This is a genomic window from Shewanella decolorationis S12 (genome assembly GCF_000485795.1).
Lineage (GTDB): Bacteria > Pseudomonadota > Gammaproteobacteria > Enterobacterales > Shewanellaceae > Shewanella > Shewanella decolorationis.
Genome location: NZ_AXZL01000024.1, coordinates 26,234 through 44,037 on the forward strand (window position 1 = coordinate 26,234; position 17,804 = coordinate 44,037).

The 17,804-nt window shown below is 48.1% G+C and carries 14 protein-coding genes; 7 read left to right on the plus strand and 7 right to left on the minus strand.

Annotation, left to right across the window (positions count from 1 at the left end):
- Positions 1-58: 58 nt before the first annotated feature.
- From SHD_RS01165 to sdhC, 4 genes are read right to left on the minus strand one after another with little or no spacing between them, the layout of a single operon-like run.
- Complete coding sequence (locus tag SHD_RS01165) at positions 59-766, minus strand: succinate dehydrogenase iron-sulfur subunit (protein WP_023265463.1); 708 nt, start codon at positions 764-766, stop codon at positions 59-61.
- An 11-nt stretch (positions 767-777) separates the two neighbouring features.
- Positions 778-2,544: a succinate dehydrogenase flavoprotein subunit gene (gene sdhA / locus SHD_RS01170; protein ID WP_023265464.1), complete on the minus strand. Its 1,767-nt coding sequence runs from the start codon at positions 2,542-2,544 to the stop codon at positions 778-780.
- Positions 2,545-2,892: a succinate dehydrogenase, hydrophobic membrane anchor protein gene (gene sdhD / locus SHD_RS01175; protein ID WP_011622411.1), complete on the minus strand. Its 348-nt coding sequence runs from the start codon at positions 2,890-2,892 to the stop codon at positions 2,545-2,547. It lies immediately after the preceding gene.
- On the minus strand, positions 2,886-3,281 hold the full coding sequence (gene sdhC / locus SHD_RS01180; protein WP_023265465.1) for a succinate dehydrogenase cytochrome b556 subunit: 396 nt from the start codon (positions 3,279-3,281) through the stop codon (positions 2,886-2,888). The genes sdhD and sdhC overlap by 7 nt, the downstream gene beginning before the upstream one ends.
- Before the next feature lie 416 nt (positions 3,282-3,697).
- Here sdhC and SHD_RS01185 point away from each other — a divergent pair, with 416 nt between their 5' ends.
- The 4 genes from SHD_RS01185 to SHD_RS01200 all read left to right on the plus strand — a co-directional run bounded on the left by SHD_RS01185 (position 3,698) and on the right by SHD_RS01200 (position 12,667).
- Positions 3,698-4,984 (plus strand): citrate synthase, encoded by a 1,287-nt coding sequence (locus SHD_RS01185; protein ID WP_011622409.1) that lies wholly within the window; start codon positions 3,698-3,700, stop codon positions 4,982-4,984.
- 286 nt (positions 4,985-5,270) lie between these two features.
- Positions 5,271-6,335: an efflux RND transporter periplasmic adaptor subunit gene (locus SHD_RS01190; RefSeq protein WP_039977052.1), complete on the plus strand. Its 1,065-nt coding sequence runs from the start codon at positions 5,271-5,273 to the stop codon at positions 6,333-6,335.
- Between the two features lie 12 nt (positions 6,336-6,347).
- The gene (locus SHD_RS01195; protein ID WP_023265467.1) at positions 6,348-9,611 is read left to right on the plus strand and encodes an efflux RND transporter permease subunit; all 3,264 of its coding nucleotides are present in this window, start codon (positions 6,348-6,350) and stop codon (positions 9,609-9,611) included.
- Positions 9,608-12,667 carry an efflux RND transporter permease subunit gene (locus SHD_RS01200; RefSeq protein ID WP_023265468.1) on the plus strand — a complete coding sequence of 1,020 codons (3,060 nt, stop codon included), beginning with the start codon at positions 9,608-9,610 and terminating at the stop codon, positions 12,665-12,667. The genes SHD_RS01195 and SHD_RS01200 overlap by 4 nt, the downstream gene beginning before the upstream one ends.
- 180 nt (positions 12,668-12,847) lie before the next feature.
- Here SHD_RS01200 and yqfB read toward each other — a convergent pair whose 3' ends face one another.
- Positions 12,848-13,180 carry a N(4)-acetylcytidine aminohydrolase gene (gene yqfB / locus SHD_RS01205; protein ID WP_235056918.1) on the minus strand — a complete coding sequence of 111 codons (333 nt, stop codon included), beginning with the start codon at positions 13,178-13,180 and terminating at the stop codon, positions 12,848-12,850.
- A 269-nt stretch (positions 13,181-13,449) separates the two neighbouring features.
- On the opposite strand from yqfB, the gene SHD_RS01210 reads away from it, so the two are divergent.
- Complete coding sequence (locus SHD_RS01210; RefSeq protein WP_023265470.1) at positions 13,450-13,683, plus strand: DUF2986 domain-containing protein; 234 nt, start codon at positions 13,450-13,452, stop codon at positions 13,681-13,683.
- Between the two features lie 153 nt (positions 13,684-13,836).
- Here the strand turns inward: SHD_RS01210 and SHD_RS01215 are convergent, their stop codons facing one another.
- Together SHD_RS01215 and SHD_RS01220 are read right to left on the minus strand one after the other, a co-directional pair.
- On the minus strand, positions 13,837-15,399 hold the full coding sequence (locus tag SHD_RS01215; protein ID WP_023265471.1) for an MATE family efflux transporter: 1,563 nt from the start codon (positions 15,397-15,399) through the stop codon (positions 13,837-13,839).
- A 149-nt stretch (positions 15,400-15,548) separates the two neighbouring features.
- Positions 15,549-16,469 carry an AraC family transcriptional regulator gene (locus SHD_RS01220; protein ID WP_023265472.1) on the minus strand — a complete coding sequence of 307 codons (921 nt, stop codon included), beginning with the start codon at positions 16,467-16,469 and terminating at the stop codon, positions 15,549-15,551.
- A 210-nt stretch (positions 16,470-16,679) separates the two neighbouring features.
- Here SHD_RS01220 and SHD_RS01225 point away from each other — a divergent pair, with 210 nt between their 5' ends.
- Positions 16,680-17,192 carry a (R)-mandelonitrile lyase gene (locus SHD_RS01225; protein WP_023265473.1) on the plus strand — a complete coding sequence of 171 codons (513 nt, stop codon included), beginning with the start codon at positions 16,680-16,682 and terminating at the stop codon, positions 17,190-17,192.
- Between the two features lie 96 nt (positions 17,193-17,288).
- Complete coding sequence (locus tag SHD_RS01230; protein ID WP_052030944.1) at positions 17,289-17,663, plus strand: cyclophilin-like fold protein; 375 nt, start codon at positions 17,289-17,291, stop codon at positions 17,661-17,663.
- Positions 17,664-17,804 lie beyond the last annotated feature (141 nt).

The following is a 17,804-nucleotide window of genomic DNA, read 5'->3' on the forward strand; positions in this document are numbered from 1 at the left end:
CCCAGAAAGTGACTCTTCGAGAGCTATATTATTATTGGTTTAAGCTCGGGTTCTCGCATTACACAGCTCGCTTAAGCAGCATTGACTTAATGTGACCAATTGCTTTAGTCGGATTAAGTCCTTTTGGACAAACGTCAACGCAGTTCATGATGCCGTGGCAACGGAACACGCTGTAGGCGTCGTCCAGCTCAGAAAGACGTTCTTCTGTTGCTGTATCGCGGCTGTCGATCAAGAAACGGTAAGCGTGTAGCAGACCGCTAGGACCGATAAACTTATCAGGATTCCACCAGAACGATGGGCAAGCCGTAGAACAACATGCACACATGATACATTCGTACAGGCCATCTAAATGCGCACGTTGTTCAGGTGACTGTAAATGTTCACGGGCAGGCATCTTCTCATCGTTGATGAGGTATGGCTTGATCTTCTCGTACTGCTTGTAGAACTGAGTTAAATCAACCACTAAGTCACGTACGACTGGCATACCTGGCAGTGGACGAATTTCCAACTTCTTACCTTTGAAGGTAGAGATTGGTGTAATACAAGCCAGACCGTTTTTACCGTTCATGTTCACACCGTCACTACCGCAAACACCTTCACGGCATGAGCGACGGAACACTAAGGTTGGGTCCAGCTCTTTTAACTTGATCAGTGCATCGAGCACCATCATGTCAGTGCCATCAGCCACTTCAAGGCTGTAATCCTGCATGTAAGGCTTTGTATCTACATCAGGATTGTAGCGATAAACTGCAAATTCCAATTTCATCTTTGCAACTCCTAGTAGGTACGTTTCTTCGGCGGGAATGCTTCACGTAACTTAGGTGCCATGTTCACAGCACGACGGTCCATGGTTTCAGTCACAGGGTCAAACAGGGTGTGACATAACCAGTTATCATCATCACGCTCTAAATAGTCTTCACGTGAGTGAGCACCACGGCTCTCTGTACGGAAGTTAGCGGCATAAGCGGTGGCAATTGCCGTCGCCATCAGGTTATCTAACTCTAAACATTCAATACGTTGAGTGTTGAATTCACGAGAGTTATCAGACAACTTGGCATTTTCTAAACGCTTACGGATAGCTTTTAACTGCTCTAAACCTTCTGCCATTGCATCGCCACGGCGGAATACAGAGAAGTTTAATTGCATGCAAAGTTGTAAATCTTTACGAATTTGCGCAGGATCTTCGCCAGTTTTGTTGTTTTCCCAGCGGTTTAAGCGCGCTAATGTCGCTTGGATTTCTGCATCGGTCGCATCTTTTGGATCCGCAGTCTCATCGAGTGCTTTACCTAAGTGTTGACCCGCGGCGCGGCCAAAGACCACTAAGTCGAGCAGAGAGTTACCGCCTAAGCGGTTGGCACCGTGCACAGACACACAGGCAATCTCACCTACTGCGAATAAACCAACCACATCTTGCTCGCTGCCATCTTCATTCTTACGAATAACTTGACCGCTCACCTTCGTTGGCAAACCACCCATCATATAGTGACAGGTTGGCAAAACAGGGATTGGACCATCGGCCGGATCAATATGCGCGAAGGTACGAGAGAGTTCACAAACGCCTGGTAGACGGGCTTCTAAGGTCTCTTTACCTAAGTGATCGAGTTTCAGTAAGCAGTGTGGGCCTAATGGACCATCTAAACCACGGCCTTCACGGATTTCAGTCATCATAGAACGTGCTACCACGTCACGAGATGCTAAGTCCTTCGCGTTTGGTGCATAACGCTCCATGAAACGCTCGCCGTCTTTGTTCAGCAGGTAACCACCTTCACCACGACAACCTTCAGTCACAAGTACACCCGCGCCAGCGATACCGGTTGGGTGGAATTGCCACATTTCCATATCTTGCATCTGAACACCAGCACGCATCGCCATGCCAACACCGTCACCGGTATTGATGTGTGCGTTTGTGGTTGAGGCGTAGATACGGCCTGCACCGCCAGTAGCGAGTACAGTGGCTTTGGCTTTGAAGTAAACGATTTCACCCGTTTCGATTTCAATCGCAGTACAACCTACGATGGCACCGTCTTGGTTTTTTACTAAATCGAGGGCATACCACTCAGAAAACACTTGAGTTTTGTGTTTAACGTTCTGTTGGTATAAGCAGTGAAGCAGTGCGTGACCAGTACGGTCTGCCGCAGCAGCGGTACGCGCCGCTTGCTCACCACCGAAGTTTTTAGATTGACCACCGAAAGGACGTTGGTAAATCTTACCGTTATCGAAACGAGAGAATGGTAAACCCATGTGCTCGAGTTCAATAATGGCTTCTGGACCGGTTTGACACATGAATTCGATAGCGTCTTGGTCACCGATAAAGTCGGAACCTTTTACGGTATCGTACATGTGTTGTTCCCAATGGTCTTCATGGGCGTTACCTAACGCAACTGTGATACCACCCTGCGCAGATACGGTATGAGAACGGGTTGGGAATACTTTAGATAAAAGCGCACAGCTCTTACCTTCTTTAGAAATCTGTAATGCTGCACGCATACCGGCACCGCCGGCACCAATCACTACAGCATCAAACTCACGTACTGGAATACTCACTTAGACACCCCACACAATAACAATGCCGGCCGCCAGATAACAAAAGACGGTGACGACGAAGGTGAACTGTAAAACACCGCGTAACGAAGTGCACTTGACGTAATCCGTCAACACTTGCCATACACCAATCCAGGCGTGAACAAGCAGTGCAACCAGCGCAAGCAGGGTAAACACTTTCATTGGCAGAGCACTAAACAGGCCGTGCCAAACGTCATAGGTGAGAGGGGAACTACATGCAATAAAGCCAACCATGAAAATGGTGTAACAGGCGAGGATTACTGCACTAGCGCGTAGTAGAATAAAGTCATGAACACCACTGCGTCCAAAACTTGCTGCATTGGTTACCATACCCATAACCCCGCTAAAATTGAAAAGGCTACCGTCAGTACAAATACAGCTTTCGCTGAGGCGGTGCCCGAAGCCAACTCTTCCCAACGACCGGTATCCATTACTAAGTGGCGTAGGCCACCGAATAAGTGATAAGCCAGTGCAGTCAAAATGCCCCACATGATGAACTTCACAACGAAGTTATCAAACAGAGATTGTACGCCTGCGAAACTTTCAGCGGAGGCTAAAGATGATTTTAGCAACCAAATAAGAATGCCAACAGCGAATAGCATGATGACACCGGATACACGGTGAAGAATTGACACAATCGCTGTTGCAGGAAAGCGAATGGTCTGCAGATCTAAATGGACAGGTCTTTGCTTTTTCACGTTCTGCTCACTCAGCTCCATTGAGCATTTTTTTTGTTATGTGAACCGCTTTTGTACAAACTTTAAACCAAGGGGTAATTCAAGGCAAAAGTAAACACAAAAGCAAAGTTTAAACAAACAGATAACTATTTGAACACTCACCTATTTAACATGTAAATAAAGGGTGCTTTAACATCATCGTTTGCAGCCATTATTAGGCGGAGGCAAGTATACTCGCGGGAAATGTCAAATACAAACATCACAGAATGCAAATTTTGTTTTTTTAAGGATATTTTCACCTAAGTGCCAGTTGTGGCAAGGAAAGTAAAGCGTTTTATACCATGGTCTAACAAATTTAAACGCTTATTTAAATTGAAATGTGATCTAGAATGGCTGTAAAGTAATGGCGGTTTGACATGCCGCACTCACAGATAAGAACGAAGTAAGGAGAACGGGGTATGGCTGATTTAAAAGCCAAATTAGAATTACCAGGGAACGACTCGATAGAATTGCCAGTAAAGCAAGGATCCGCTGGTTTTGACGTAATCGATATCAGTAAACTTGGCAGCAAGGGTTACTTCACTTTTGATCCAGGTTTTCTCGCGACAGCCTCCTGTGAATCTGCAATTACCTATATCGATGGCGATCAAGGTATATTGTTACACCGCGGCTATCCAATCGAGCAACTCGCCGTTGACTCAGATTACTTAGACCTGTGTTACCTGCTGCTTTACGGTGAACTGCCGACGAAAGAGCAATATGCTGAATTTGTACACACAGTAAAAACCCACACTATGGTTCATGAGCAACTCGCCTTCTTCTTTAGAGGTTTCCGTCGTGATGCTCATCCTATGGCGATGTTGTGTGGTGTCACTGGTGCATTGTCTGCATTTTATCAAGACTCACTCGATGTCAACGATCCTCGCCACCGCGAAATCGCCGCGTATCGCCTAGTCTCCAAAATGCCAACGATTGCCGCTATGTGCTACAAGTACTCTTCTGGCCAGCCATTCGTTTACCCACGCAATGACTTAAGCTACGCAGGCAACTTCTTAAGTATGATGTTTGCCGTTCCGTGTGAAGAGTACAAAGTAAACCCAATCGTTGAACGTGCTATGGATCGTATCTTCATTCTACATGCGGACCACGAACAAAACGCGTCAACGTCAACCGTACGTTTAGCAGGTTCTTCAGGCGCGAATCCATTCGCGTGTATCGCTGCGGGTATTGCTTCTCTATGGGGCCCTGCACACGGCGGCGCGAACGAAGCTTGTCTACAAATGTTAGAAGAAATCGGTTCAGTAGACCGTATTCCTGAATTCATCGCCCGTGCGAAAGACAAGAACGACCCATTCCGTCTAATGGGCTTCGGACACCGTGTTTACAAAAACTTTGACCCACGTGCCAAAGTGATGCGTGAAACCTGTCACGAAGTGTTAAAAGAGCTGAAGGTACAAGATCCATTATTAGATGTGGCCATGGAACTTGAGCGTATCGCGCTGGAAGATGAGTACTTCATTTCGAAGAAACTCTATCCAAACGTCGACTTCTACTCTGGCATCATCATGAAAGCCATTGGTATTCCAACTAGCATGTTCACCGTACTGTTCGCATTAGCACGTACTGTGGGTTGGATTGCTCACTGGAAAGAAATGTTGGATCAACCAGGTCACAAGATCAGCCGTCCACGTCAGCTTTATACTGGCGAGACTGCACGTGACTTCGTTAGCCAAGATAAACGCTAATCGGCATTTATCGATTAAAAGCGCCCTTTGGGCGCTTTTTTATTGGGATTTTCATACTCGCCCTTCGCTTTTCTTATCACTCCCTGCAACACAATCCCGAATGACCTCGCTTCAGCTTATTTAGCATTTCTCATCACTTTTTAAACTTTTTAGCTACATTTAGTAAGTTTGCCTAATCTACAATCTGACAAATTTAAGTTAATCTACTGAAATTAATGTATTTTTAACTTTGGCATGTTTTCTGCTTTCAGATGGCATCACAAAAATGACAACAGGTAATACTCTTATGGAAAAGTCAACAATTGCTAAGTTCGCCCTACCCGTGCTGTTAGTGTCAATGTTAGCAGCATGCGGCGAAGAGGAAGTGGCTAAAAAAGAAGAACAATATGCCATTCCCGTCGAAACCACTACCGTGATGCAGGGTAATGTGTCTTCGTTTTATAGCACTACCGCCACCCTCGAAGCCCCACAGGAAGCTAATGTAGTCAGCCGCATCGCTGGCCTTATCGAAGCCATTAATGTCGAAGAAGGCGACCGGGTGCAAAAAGGCCAAATCCTCGCGGTTATCGATGCCAAACGTCAGCAATACGATCTTGACCGCTCCGAAGCCGAAGTGAAAATCATCGAGCAAGAGTTAAACCGCTTGAAGAAGATGACCAATAAGGAGTTTATCAGTGCCGACTCTATGGCAAAGCTCGAATACAACCTGCAAGCCGCCATTGCAAGACGGGATCTTGCTGAGTTACAAGTCAAAGAAAGCCATGTGGTTTCGCCCATCGACGGAATTGTTGCTAAGCGTTATGTCAAAGCGGGCAACATGGCTAAGGAATTTGGTGACTTATTCTATATTGTCAATCAAGACGAGCTGCACGGGATTGTCCATTTACCTGAGCAGCAATTAACTAGCCTACGTTTAGGCCAAGAAGCGCAAGTCTTTAGCAATCAACAGAGCAAAAATGCCATCCACGCGAAAGTACTGCGCATCAGCCCTGTGGTCGACCCACAGAGCGGCACCTTTAAAGTCACCTTGGCCGTACCCAATCAAAATGCGCATTTAAAAGCTGGGATGTTCACACGGGTCGAATTGAAGTATGACACCCATGAGAATGTGATCACTGTGCCCTACAGTGCCCTGATCAACCAAGACAACAAGCAAGCCCTGTATGTGATTGACGGCAGCAACGCGAGCCGCCGCGAAGTCGAAATCGGCTACCGCGAAGGTGACTCGGTGGAAGTCGTCTCCGGTATCAAACCCGGCGAGCAAGTCGTGACCCGTGGTCAGCAAAATTTGAAAGACCAATCCTTAGTTGAAGTCATTACCCCACTCGATTTGGCCTCAGCGAAGAACTGATAGGAGTCTTTCATGTCAATCATCAGCACCTCAGTTAAACGGCCAGTCACGGTATGGATGTTCATGCTGGCCATTATGTTATTCGGTATGGTGGGGTTTTCGCGCTTAGCGGTAAAACTCCTACCCGATTTAAGCTACCCCACCTTAACCATTCGAACCATGTACGATGGTGCGGCGCCCGTTGAAGTAGAACAACTGGTCTCAAAACCCATTGAAGAAGCCGTCGGCGTGGTGAAAGGCTTACGTAAGATAAGCTCAATCTCCCGCTCTGGCATGTCCGATGTGGTGCTCGAGTTTGAATGGGGCACCACTATGGATATGGCGAGCCTCGATGTGCGTGAAAAACTCGACACTATCGCCCTACCACTGGATGTTAAAAAGCCATTATTGCTGCGCTTTAACCCCAATCTTGACCCTATCATGCGTCTCGCGCTATCGGTGCCTAATGCGTCTGAGGCTGAACTCAAGCAGATGCGCACCTACGCCGAGGAAGAGCTTAAACGACGTTTAGAAGCCCTCTCTGGTGTGGCCGCGGTGCGTTTATCCGGTGGTTTAGAGCAGGAAGTGCATATTCAGCTCAATCAGGAAAAGTTATCCCAGCTCAATTTGAATGCCGATGACATTAAACGCCGCATCAACGAGGAAAACATCAACTTATCTGCGGGTAAAGTGATCCAAGGCGACCGCGAATATCTAGTGCGTACCCTTAACCAATTCAATTCATTGGAAGAACTGGGACAAGTGATCGTCTATCGCGACGCACAGAACTTAGTACGTCTATTTGAAGTCGCCAGCATTACCGATGCCTTTAAAGAGCGCAGCGACATCACTCGTATCGGCAGCCAAGAGTCGATTGAACTGGCTATCTATAAGGAAGGTGATGCCAACACGGTCGCGGTGGCTAAAAAGCTGCGCGATGAGCTAGTCAAAATCAACCAAGATCCTAAGCAAAACAAACTGGAAGTGATTTACGATCAGTCCGAGTTTATTGAGAGTGCCGTTAGCGAAGTCACCTCGTCCGCGTTGATGGGCAGTATTTTGTCTATGCTGGTGATTTACCTGTTCCTGCGCAATATTATCCCGACGCTGATTATCTCTATCTCGATCCCCTTCTCGGTGATTGCCACCTTTAACATGATGTACTTTGCCGATATCAGCTTGAACATCATGTCATTAGGCGGTATTGCGCTCGCCATTGGGCTCTTGGTTGACAACGCCATTGTGGTACTGGAGAACATCGACCGCTGCCGCAGCGAAGGCATGAGCAAGTTAGATGCGGCAGTGACTGGGACCAAAGAAGTGGCGGGCGCGATTTTCGCCTCCACCCTAACCACACTCGCGGTGTTTGTCCCCTTGGTTTTTGTCGATGGAATTGCCGGTGCCCTGTTCTCGGATCAAGCCCTCACAGTGACCTTTGCCCTGCTCGCATCACTCCTAGTGGCTTTAACTTCGATTCCAATGCTAGCCTCCCGCGAAGGCTTTACAGCACTGCCAGAACTCATCAAGAAAACCCCGAAGGAGAAACCGACTACTAAGCTAGGTAAGTTAAAACACTATAGCGCGACGGTATTTTCCTTCCCGATTGTGTTGCTCTTTAGCTACTTACCGAGTGCATTGCTGACTTTAGCGTTAGTCATTGGCCGCTTCTTCTCTTGGCTACTCGGGTTAGTGATGCGCCCACTAAGCAGTGGTTTTAACTTTGTTTACCACGCTATCGAGTCGGTTTATCACAAACTGCTGGCGATGGCGCTACGTAAACAAGTCGCCACCTTGTTGCTGACCATTGGGATCACAGGCGCCTGTATCAGCCTGCTCCCCCGTCTTGGCATGGAACTCATCCCACCGATGAATCAAGGGGAGTTTTATGTGGAGATCCTGCTGCCTCCTGGCACGGCGGTCGGTGAAACCGATAAAGTGCTGCAACAACTCGCGATGTCGATTAAAGACAGGCCGGAAGTCAAACATGCCTACAGCCAAGCGGGCAGCGGCGGCCTAATGACCTCTGATACCGCCCGTGGCGGCGAAAACTGGGGGCGTTTACAGGTCGTTCTGAACGATCACACGGCTTATCACCAAGTAACGCAAGTGCTGCGAGACACCGCACGCCGCATCCCTGAGCTGGAAGCCAAAATCGAGCAACCTGAACTCTTCAGCTTTAAAACCCCATTGGAGATTGAGCTAACAGGTTACGATTTACACTTGCTCAAACGCAGTGCCGATAATCTGGTTAAGGCGCTTTCCGCCTCCGAGCGATTCGCTGATGTGAATACTAGCCTGCGTGATGGTCAACCAGAACTCAGCATTCGCTTCGACCATGCTCGCTTAGCCGCCTTAGGTATGGATGCACCCACGGTCGCCAATCGCATCGCCCAGCGCGTCGGTGGCACGGTCGCCAGCCAATACACAGTTCGTGACCGCAAGATTGATATACTCGTTCGGAGTGAACTGGATGAGCGGGATCAAATCAGTGATATTGATACTTTAATCATCAACCCTGATAGCTCCCAACCCATAGCCCTGAGCGCAGTGGCCGAAGTGTCATTGCAACTAGGCCCATCGGCAATTAACCGCATCAGCCAACAACGTGTGGCCTTAGTATCGGCCAACCTTGCCTATGGCGACTTAAGTGACGCAGTAGCCGAAGCGCAGCAAATTTTGTCGGCACAAGTGTTGCCCGCCTCGGTTCAAGCGCGCTTTGGTGGGCAAAATGAGGAAATGGAGCATTCATTCCAATCACTGAAGATTGCATTAATCCTGGCAGTTTTCCTGGTGTACTTAGTGATGGCGAGTCAGTTCGAATCGCTGCTGCATCCGCTGCTGATCTTATTCGCTGTGCCGATGGCGCTGGCAGGTAGCGTGCTGGGGCTCTATATCACCCAAACCCATTTGAGTGTGGTGGTGTTTATCGGCCTTATCATGCTCGCGGGGATTGTGGTTAACAACGCCATCGTACTCGTCGATAGGATTAATCAGCTGCGCACCGAAGGCGTGGACAAGCTTGAGGCCATTAAGGTCGCGGCCAAATCCCGTCTGCGCCCGATTATGATGACCACCCTAACCACCACATTAGGTTTACTGCCTATGGCCTTAGGTTTAGGCGATGGCTCAGAGGTTCGCGCACCGATGGCGATTACCGTGATCTTTGGTCTGAGCCTCTCAACCCTATTAACCCTGATTGTGATTCCTGTGCTCTATGCCCTGTTTGACCGTAAAGAGTTTACGCATACCGCCACAGAGCAAGACAACACGGCAGAAACTGCGGAGGCTCGCCTATGAACCTCACCCGTTTAGCGATAAAACGCCCAGTCACCACCAGCATGTTTTTCTTTGCTATCTTGCTGTTTGGTTTGGCTTCTAGTCGCCTATTGCCGCTCGAAATGTTCCCCGGCATCGATATTCCACAAATTGTGGTGCAAGTACCTTACAAAGGCTCAACCCCTGCGGAAGTTGAGCGCGATATCACTAAGGTGCTCGAAGAGTCACTCGCCACTATGGGCGGTATTGATGAGCTGGAATCCGAATCCTCCCAAGAGGGTTCGGAAATCGAAATCAATATGAAATGGGGTGAGAACGTCGCAACTAAAAGCTTAGAAGCGCGGGAAAAAATCGATGCGGTGCGGCATTTATTGCCCAAGGATGTTGAGCGGGTGTTTATCCGCCAATTTTCTACGGCCGATATGCCGGTATTGACCATACGTATTTCAAGCGACCGCGAACTCTCTGGCGCATTCGATTTGCTCGATAAGCAATTAAAGCGGCCATTGGAGCGCGTCGAAGGCGTCTCTAAGGTGAGCCTCTATGGCGTTGAGCAAAAGCAGATTGAAGTGCGTATTAATGCCAACCGCCTCGCCGCCAGTGGCTATTCGGCAACCGAGTTACAGACACGTCTTAGCCGCGAAAACTTTGTGTTGAGTGCTGGCACTTTGCGGGAAAGTAATCTGGTTTATCAGGTGTCTCCTAAGGGCGAGTTTCGCAATCTAGAAGACATTAAAGCCCTAGTGCTATTGCCAGGACTGACCTTGGGTGACGTTGCTGATGTGCAATTTGCGCTACCTGAGCGGACCGAAGGCCGTCATTTAGATAAGCATTACGCCGTGGGTCTGGATGTGTTTAAAGAATCCGGCGCCAACTTAGTGGAAGTGTCTGACCGGGTATTAAAGGTGATTGAGTTTGCCAAGCAAGATCAACAATTCCAAGGTATTCGCTTGTTTATCATGGAAGATCAAGCCTCTGGCGTAAAATCTTCCCTCTCGGATCTGCTGCTGTCGGGATTAATCGGCGCCTTGCTGTCTTTTATCGTGCTGTATTTATTCCTGAGAAATTTCAAGATGACCATGATTGTAGTGTCATCAGTACCGATTTCGATTGGTATGACACTGGCCGCCATGTATCTACTGGGTTACAGCTTAAACATTTTGTCGATGATGGGGTTGTTATTGGCGGTCGGTATGCTTATCGATAATGCGGTCGTGGTGACAGAAAGTGTGCTACAGGAAAAGCAAGGCCAAACAATACAGAACGCTCAAGACAGTGAAAACGCAGTGATGGTAGGGGTCGATAAGGTCAGTCTTGCCGTACTTGCGGGCACTATGACCACAGCTATCGTATTTTTACCCAATATTTTTGGCGTAAAAGTCCAACTAACTATTTTCCTTGAGCATGTGGCGATTGCGATTTGTATTTCGCTGGCGGCCTCGCTGTTAGTGGCTAAAACATTAATTCCATTGATGTTGACTAAGTTCCACTTCGATATCACGCCAGAGAAAGCGCCAGGTAAGTTACAAAACTTCTACAATCGTAGCCTCAACTGGGTGCTGCTGCGTCCTTGGCGTTCAGGCCTGATTTCGGTGGCGATTTTAGTATCCACCGCCCTGCCGCTGTTAATGGTTAAACAGGATCAGGAGGACAGCCAAAGTAAGGAGCGCATTTACGTCAACTACCAAGTGGAAGGTAGGCATAATCTTAATGTGACCGAGGCAATGGTGAGCCAAATGGAAGAGTATCTTTATAATAATAAAGAGGAATTCCATATCGACTCAGTGTATAGCTACTATGCGCCAGACGACGCTTCATCCGTGATTTTGCTGAAAAAAGACTTGCCAATACCACTGGATGAATTAAAGCAAAAAATTCGCAATGGCTTTCCTAAGTACTCCATCGCCAAACCCCAATTCGGCTGGGGCAATGATAACTCGGGCGTTCGCGTCACACTGACTGGTCGTTCCACCTCTGAACTTATCCATTTGAGTGAGCAAGTATTACCCTTACTCTCCAATATTAAGGGTCTAGTGGATGTGCGCTCCGAAGTGAACGGCGCACAGCAGGAAGTAGTGATCCGCATAAATCGTCAGATGGCGGCACGACTGGATTTAAAACTCAACGAAGTGGCTTCTAGCATCTCAATGGCCCTGCGCGGCTCACCGCTACGCTCATTTAGGCACGATCCCAATGGGGAACTGCGTATCGAAATGGCCTATGAGAAGGAATGGCAAAAATCCCTCGAGAAGCTAAAACAACTGCCGATCGTGCGTATCGACCAACGTCTGTATACCCTTGATAACCTTGCCAGTACCGAGATCCAACCTAGATTCGATACCATCAAGCACTACAATCGCCAAACCTCGCTTTCTATTGGGGCGAACTTAGATAACCTCACCACAGAGGAAGCCCAAACGAAGATCAAACAGGTGATGGAAAATGTGCGCTTCCCGAATGGTTATAACTATTCGTTGCGCGGTGGGTTTGAGCGTCAGGATGAAGATCAGAGCGTGATGGCCATTAATATGCTGCTTGCTATCGCCATGATTTACATCGTAATGGCGGCGCTGTTTGAATCCTTGCTATTACCGACGGCAATTATCACCTCGATTCTGTTCTCGATCACTGGCGTCTTTTGGGCATTGCTGCTCACAGGCACGCCAATATCAGTCATGGCTATGATAGGGATCTTGATTTTAATGGGGATTGTGGTGAATAACGGCATCGTATTGGTCGACCAAATCAACCAGATGACACCGGATCTCGATAAGCTATCGGACACCATACGCGAAGTCTGTATTACCCGTCTGCGCCCGGTACTGATGACAGTGGGAACAACCGTACTAGGCCTAGTGCCACTGGCAATGGGCGATACACAAATCGGCGGCGGTGGCCCACCGTACTCGCCAATGGCCATCGCGATTATCGGCGGTTTGTCGTTCTCAACGGTGACAAGTCTGTATTTGGTGCCCTTGTGTTACCAACTGCTCTACAGAATGCGTTATCGCGCCGCGGTGCGACTGGGTGAATCAAACCGCATAGCCCAAAAACTTCTACCTTGGACGGTTAGTTAATTGATGTCTGCGATATAAGTTCGCATTCCACTTGAAAGATAATAGGCTGGCTTGCATCAAAACAAGCCAGCCTATTTTTTAAGCAGCACTTAGTCAATAGCGTTAACCAATTGGGTTAATCAGTAGACTAAATCAATGGGCTAAATCAATCGACTAAATCAATGGACTTAGTCAATTGAGTTAATTAATAGAGTGCGCCCTTGTATTCACAACACAAAAGCGAATTTGAAATAGCTGCTCAAGGCCAGGATAAATCTCTTGGATCACTCGGCGCAGCTCAGGCAGCGTCATATTCTCCTGGGCAGCATGTTGCTCTGTCAGCGCCGAAAACAATACAGGCACAACCTCAATCACCTTGATATCACAAAACCAACGGTCAGCTTCGAAGGTCGATACCGGTAAAATTTGCCCGGCAAATACATGGGACTCGGCTTCATCCCTTAAGGTAATGGTCTTAGCCCCTGATAAAATATCCTGCTCGAAACGCTCAAAGAAAGTGATCTTAGTTAACAAATGACCTCCGCCCATTGCTTTTTTAAAGTATTACAAATTGATGACTATCAATATGTTAAATAGGTAATTCGCGCTAATCTTGACATAAATAAAGTGCATTAGCCGTAAAAAACGCCATATTCTAGCACAGCCTTGATCTCGCTCTAGATACAACTTCGACTGCGCCTTAACAGCAAAACATGGAGAGATTGGCAATATTCAGTTAGAATCCAGCTTTAATTGAGCCACTGGACTCAGCCTGCATAGGCAAAAACCGAATTAGAGATGTTATGAACAAGAAGCAAAAGATCGTTAAGAAGATGGCTAAGCGCGAAAAAGCCAAACAGAACAAAATCGAGAAGCCCAAGGTAGGTGCAAAGCCGCGTTATATTTCTAAAGCGGAGCGCGCACGTCTTGAAGCCGAAACGCCAGAAGCCGTAGCCCTAGAAACTCTATTCCCTGAAGCGGCAGAAGACATTGCAGGTGTCGACGCTTCTAGCGCGGAAGATAAGGCGGCAAGTTAAGCCTCTTTGTGTCGTGACTCTCATGATGCTCGCACTCGCATAAAACGCTCTCGCGCTAATGCGAATATGCCAAACATAAAGGCCACTGAAAAGTGGCCTTTATGTTTTATCAATTTTTATCTCTTTAAATTACCAGGATGGTTATCTAAGGCGCTACGGCGTATTCGGTTTTGCTTTATCAAAATCCACTGCGTTAGCGGCCGCCTCGCATTCCTGCTCTTCGGTCAATTGGCCCATTTGCACATGGGAGGATGAAAACGGACTCGTAGATGAGGGCAGATTTTGGCCAACACAATTGGCAATTTCTTCCTCATCTCCCGCGAGTAGCTGCTGGCACTTATTCTGCGCCTCTTCGGTATCGCTCACGACAGGCTGTGCTGCGCTCGCGCAGCTTGCCAGTGCGACCTTATCGACTAAGCGGTAGGCCACCCACACGCCCATGATCCCAAAAAGAATCGAGCCTAATACTTGGCCGATTAACACACCGTATACCCCGCCCCACTGCGCGCCGAAATACACAAATGGCACAGTACCTAACGTCGCTTTACCCACGTTGAACAGAGTGGAATATTTAGCTTTGCCTAGATTATTAAACGAAGCATTGGCCACAAATAAAATGCCGGAGAAAGTAAAAAACACCGCGATATAGCTACAGAAAAACTCGATAAGCGCCGCGCTATCGCCTTTCATATCGAACAGGCTCACCACCTGCGATTTGAGCAAGAACAGCAATAGCGACATCACCACCACATACAAGGTACAAAATTGAATCGCCTTGGTTAAACTCTCACGCACCCGGTCGAATCTGCCCGCCCCAAAGTTTTGTCCAACAATCGGCCCAATGGCACCGGATAACGCAAAAATCATCCCAAAGGTGACTGGGATTAACCTGCCAAGCACCGCCCAACCGGCAACATAGGCATCACCAAAATCGGCAATGGCGCGGGTCACAAACGCGTTACCAATAGGTGTAGCGATATTCGTCAGCATGGCAGGCCCGGCAATGGCGAAAATCGGTTTGAGATCGGCAACAAAATAGCTGAAGTTAAACTTACCCAGCAGTTGATGTTTGACCACTACGCCGCGCCCTGCAATGATAAAGACCGCGATACGGGCAAGCACCGACGCCAGTGCCGCGCCTTCAATCCCCATGGCAAACAGAAAAATAAAAATCGGATCCAGTACCGCATTAACACCGCCGCCCGCTAAGGTCGACATCATCGACAGCTTGGCATCCCCAACGGCACGCAGCGCACCGCCAAGGGCCATCGCAAGGCAAATAAAGGGTAAAGAAGGCACCAAAATGTACAAATAACTCTCGGCAAGTTCCGCGGTATGGCCGCGCGCCCCCACCAAAGTCACTAATTCGGGGATAAAGCAGGTCACCACCACACTCACGAAAAGGCTGATTAAGGTGGTCACCGCCGCACTATTGAGCAATAGACGCTTAGCCAGCTCCACATCCTTTGCGCCAATCGAGCGGGAAACTAACGCGCCGAGGGCAATCGACAGGCCGATACCGATAGAAGTGGTAAAAAACGAAATACTGCCCGCATAGCCCACCGCCGCGGCCAACTCATGTTCACCAAGTAAACTTAAGAAGAAAATATCGAGCAAATCGACCACAAATAAGGCAGAAATCCCCACGGCGGCGGTCGAACTCATCACGAGGATATGACGAAGAATCGAACCTTCAACAAATTTGGCTTGGGTCATGGGGTTGTTTTACCTTGATCTATTGGATGGACTGACATCGAATCCAGTCTGCGGCTCTCGCCACTTAAGCAGTCTCTTGAGTAGGTAAGCCTACCATGAGGCTGCGCACATAATAAATCATTTAAACGATTTGGTTTGTTACGAATAACTTACACACTCAGGCCGGTCGATGATAACCAATGGATATCGACATCTCGTTTGGGTGAATTGCCAAACAGACGCGAGTATTCCCGGGAAAATTGCGATGGACTCTCATAGCCTACACGATAGGCGGCTGCGGCAGCATCTATGCTCTCGCTTAACATCAATCGGCGAGCCTCCATCAAGCGTAACCGTTTTTGATATTGCAGAGGACTCATCGAGGTCAGTTGGCGAAAGTGATGGTGAAAGGTCGACTTACTCATTCGTGCCATATCGGCTAAATCATCAATGCTAAAATGCTGGGCAAAATTCACCTTCAGCCACTCGATAGCATGCGCGATACGTAAACCGTGGCTGCCCGCCGAGACTATTTGCCTTAAGCGCGCGCCCTGCTCACTGATAAGCACTCGCCAAAAAATCTCTCTTTTAATCAGAGGCGCAAGCACAGGAATCGACTCAGGCTCATCGAGTAAGGCGACTAAACGGCTGAAAGCATTCAGCAAGCTTGGGGTGGAATGGCCTAAAATCATGCCTTGGTCAGTAACTGTATCCTTTTGCCTCGCTAAGGGCGTTTGCAACATTAAGTCACTCATCACCGCCAAATCGAGTTTTAGCACGACACCGAGGTAAGGTTTTTCAGCACTGGCCTCTAACACTTGCATGGTGGCGGGTAACTCTAAAGACGTGATTAAAAATCGACTCGGATCGTAGATAAATACCTGCTCCCCCAAGGTCATGCTCTTCGCGCCTTGCACCACAACCGCAATACTTGGCTCGACAATACAGACTGAATGGGAGGTGGGCGCATTCTGCCGATAAAACTCGAGCCCCTCGACCTCAGATGATGCCCATTCGACGCCAAGGGTTCTTTTGGCCACATTGTCAGCAAGCACTTGGGAAAAACAATCCATCATTTGCATCTCACTCATCAGTTTTCACCCGTTTTTATCAGTAGCAGTAGGCAATCGGCCATTTGAAATTATCTTACTCGCTACCTAACTCGTTAGCATACGAAATGCCTAACAATTGGAGAATTAGGCAAGCATTACCGACGAATGAACTACCCTGCGCGTCCGCAAGTGGCAAGAATAAGGGGCCGAGTAAGTGATTTATTAGCGATTGAATAAAGGAGAAAATCGATGAAACCCATGCATTTTGGATTAGGCTCCCTGCTATTGTTAACGCTTGGCGTTCAGGCAACAGAGCCAGTGCCAGCATCAGTGCCTGTATCAGAGATAATGCCTAAAACAGCGATTGCCTTTGAGCAAATTAGTATTGCCCGCAATGGCACTCAGCTCCCTGCGACGGGGCTCGAAGACTATTTTACCGGCCGAGTGCGCGTTGAGCCTTTGTTTCAGGCCAAGGGCGAAGGTCGCGCATCTGGCGCCTTAGTCACCTTTGAGCCGGGCAGTCGCACCCATTGGCATACTCATCCAGTAGGGCAAACCTTAATCGTCACCTCAGGAATGGGCTGGGTACAGCAAGAAGGTCAAACACGCCTTGAAATCCAGCCAGGGGATGTGGTGCAGATCCCTGCGAATGTCAAACATTGGCATGGCGCGACGGGCAGCACACCCATGACGCATATCGCCATACAAGAAGCCAACGCGGGTAAGGTGGTCACATGGCTAGAGAGTGTCTCCCCTGCCTAGTATGACAAGCCCTGAATCAAGCTTAACGACTCTTCACCAAATCAAGTTAAATCAAAGCAAGCTAAAAACGCCATGACTCAACCTAAAGAGATTTCGATGAACATTAGTGTGACCGCAAACGGCAGATCATATCGATTTACCCTCCTCGATAATCCAACGGCAAAGGATTTCTACGCCCGCTTACCCTTAAGACTCACGCTTAAGGACTATGCTAATACCGAAAAAATCGCCATGCTCGAGCAAAAGCTCACCAAAGCACAGGCCCCAAAAGGCACCAGCGCTAAACGCGGTGATATCACCTATTACGCCCCTTGGGGTAATTTAGCCCTGTTCTATAGGGACTTTGGCTACGCCGATGGTTTAATTCCGCTCGGCACTTTTAGTAACGAGACGAGTAAAGCGATGAGTGAAGAATTTGTCGAACTGCTTAGCGGCAAAGATCTCGAGGTGGTGTTCGATAAACTGCCCTAACCATAAAACGCAAAACATAAAAGCAAAAAACGCGACCATAGAGTTAATACAGATCGTTTTAAATAGTTGAACGATCTTTCAAGGGCTTCATAATCAGCCGCAACCTAAGTTGCGGCTGATTTTTTTATGTCTGAATTTTCT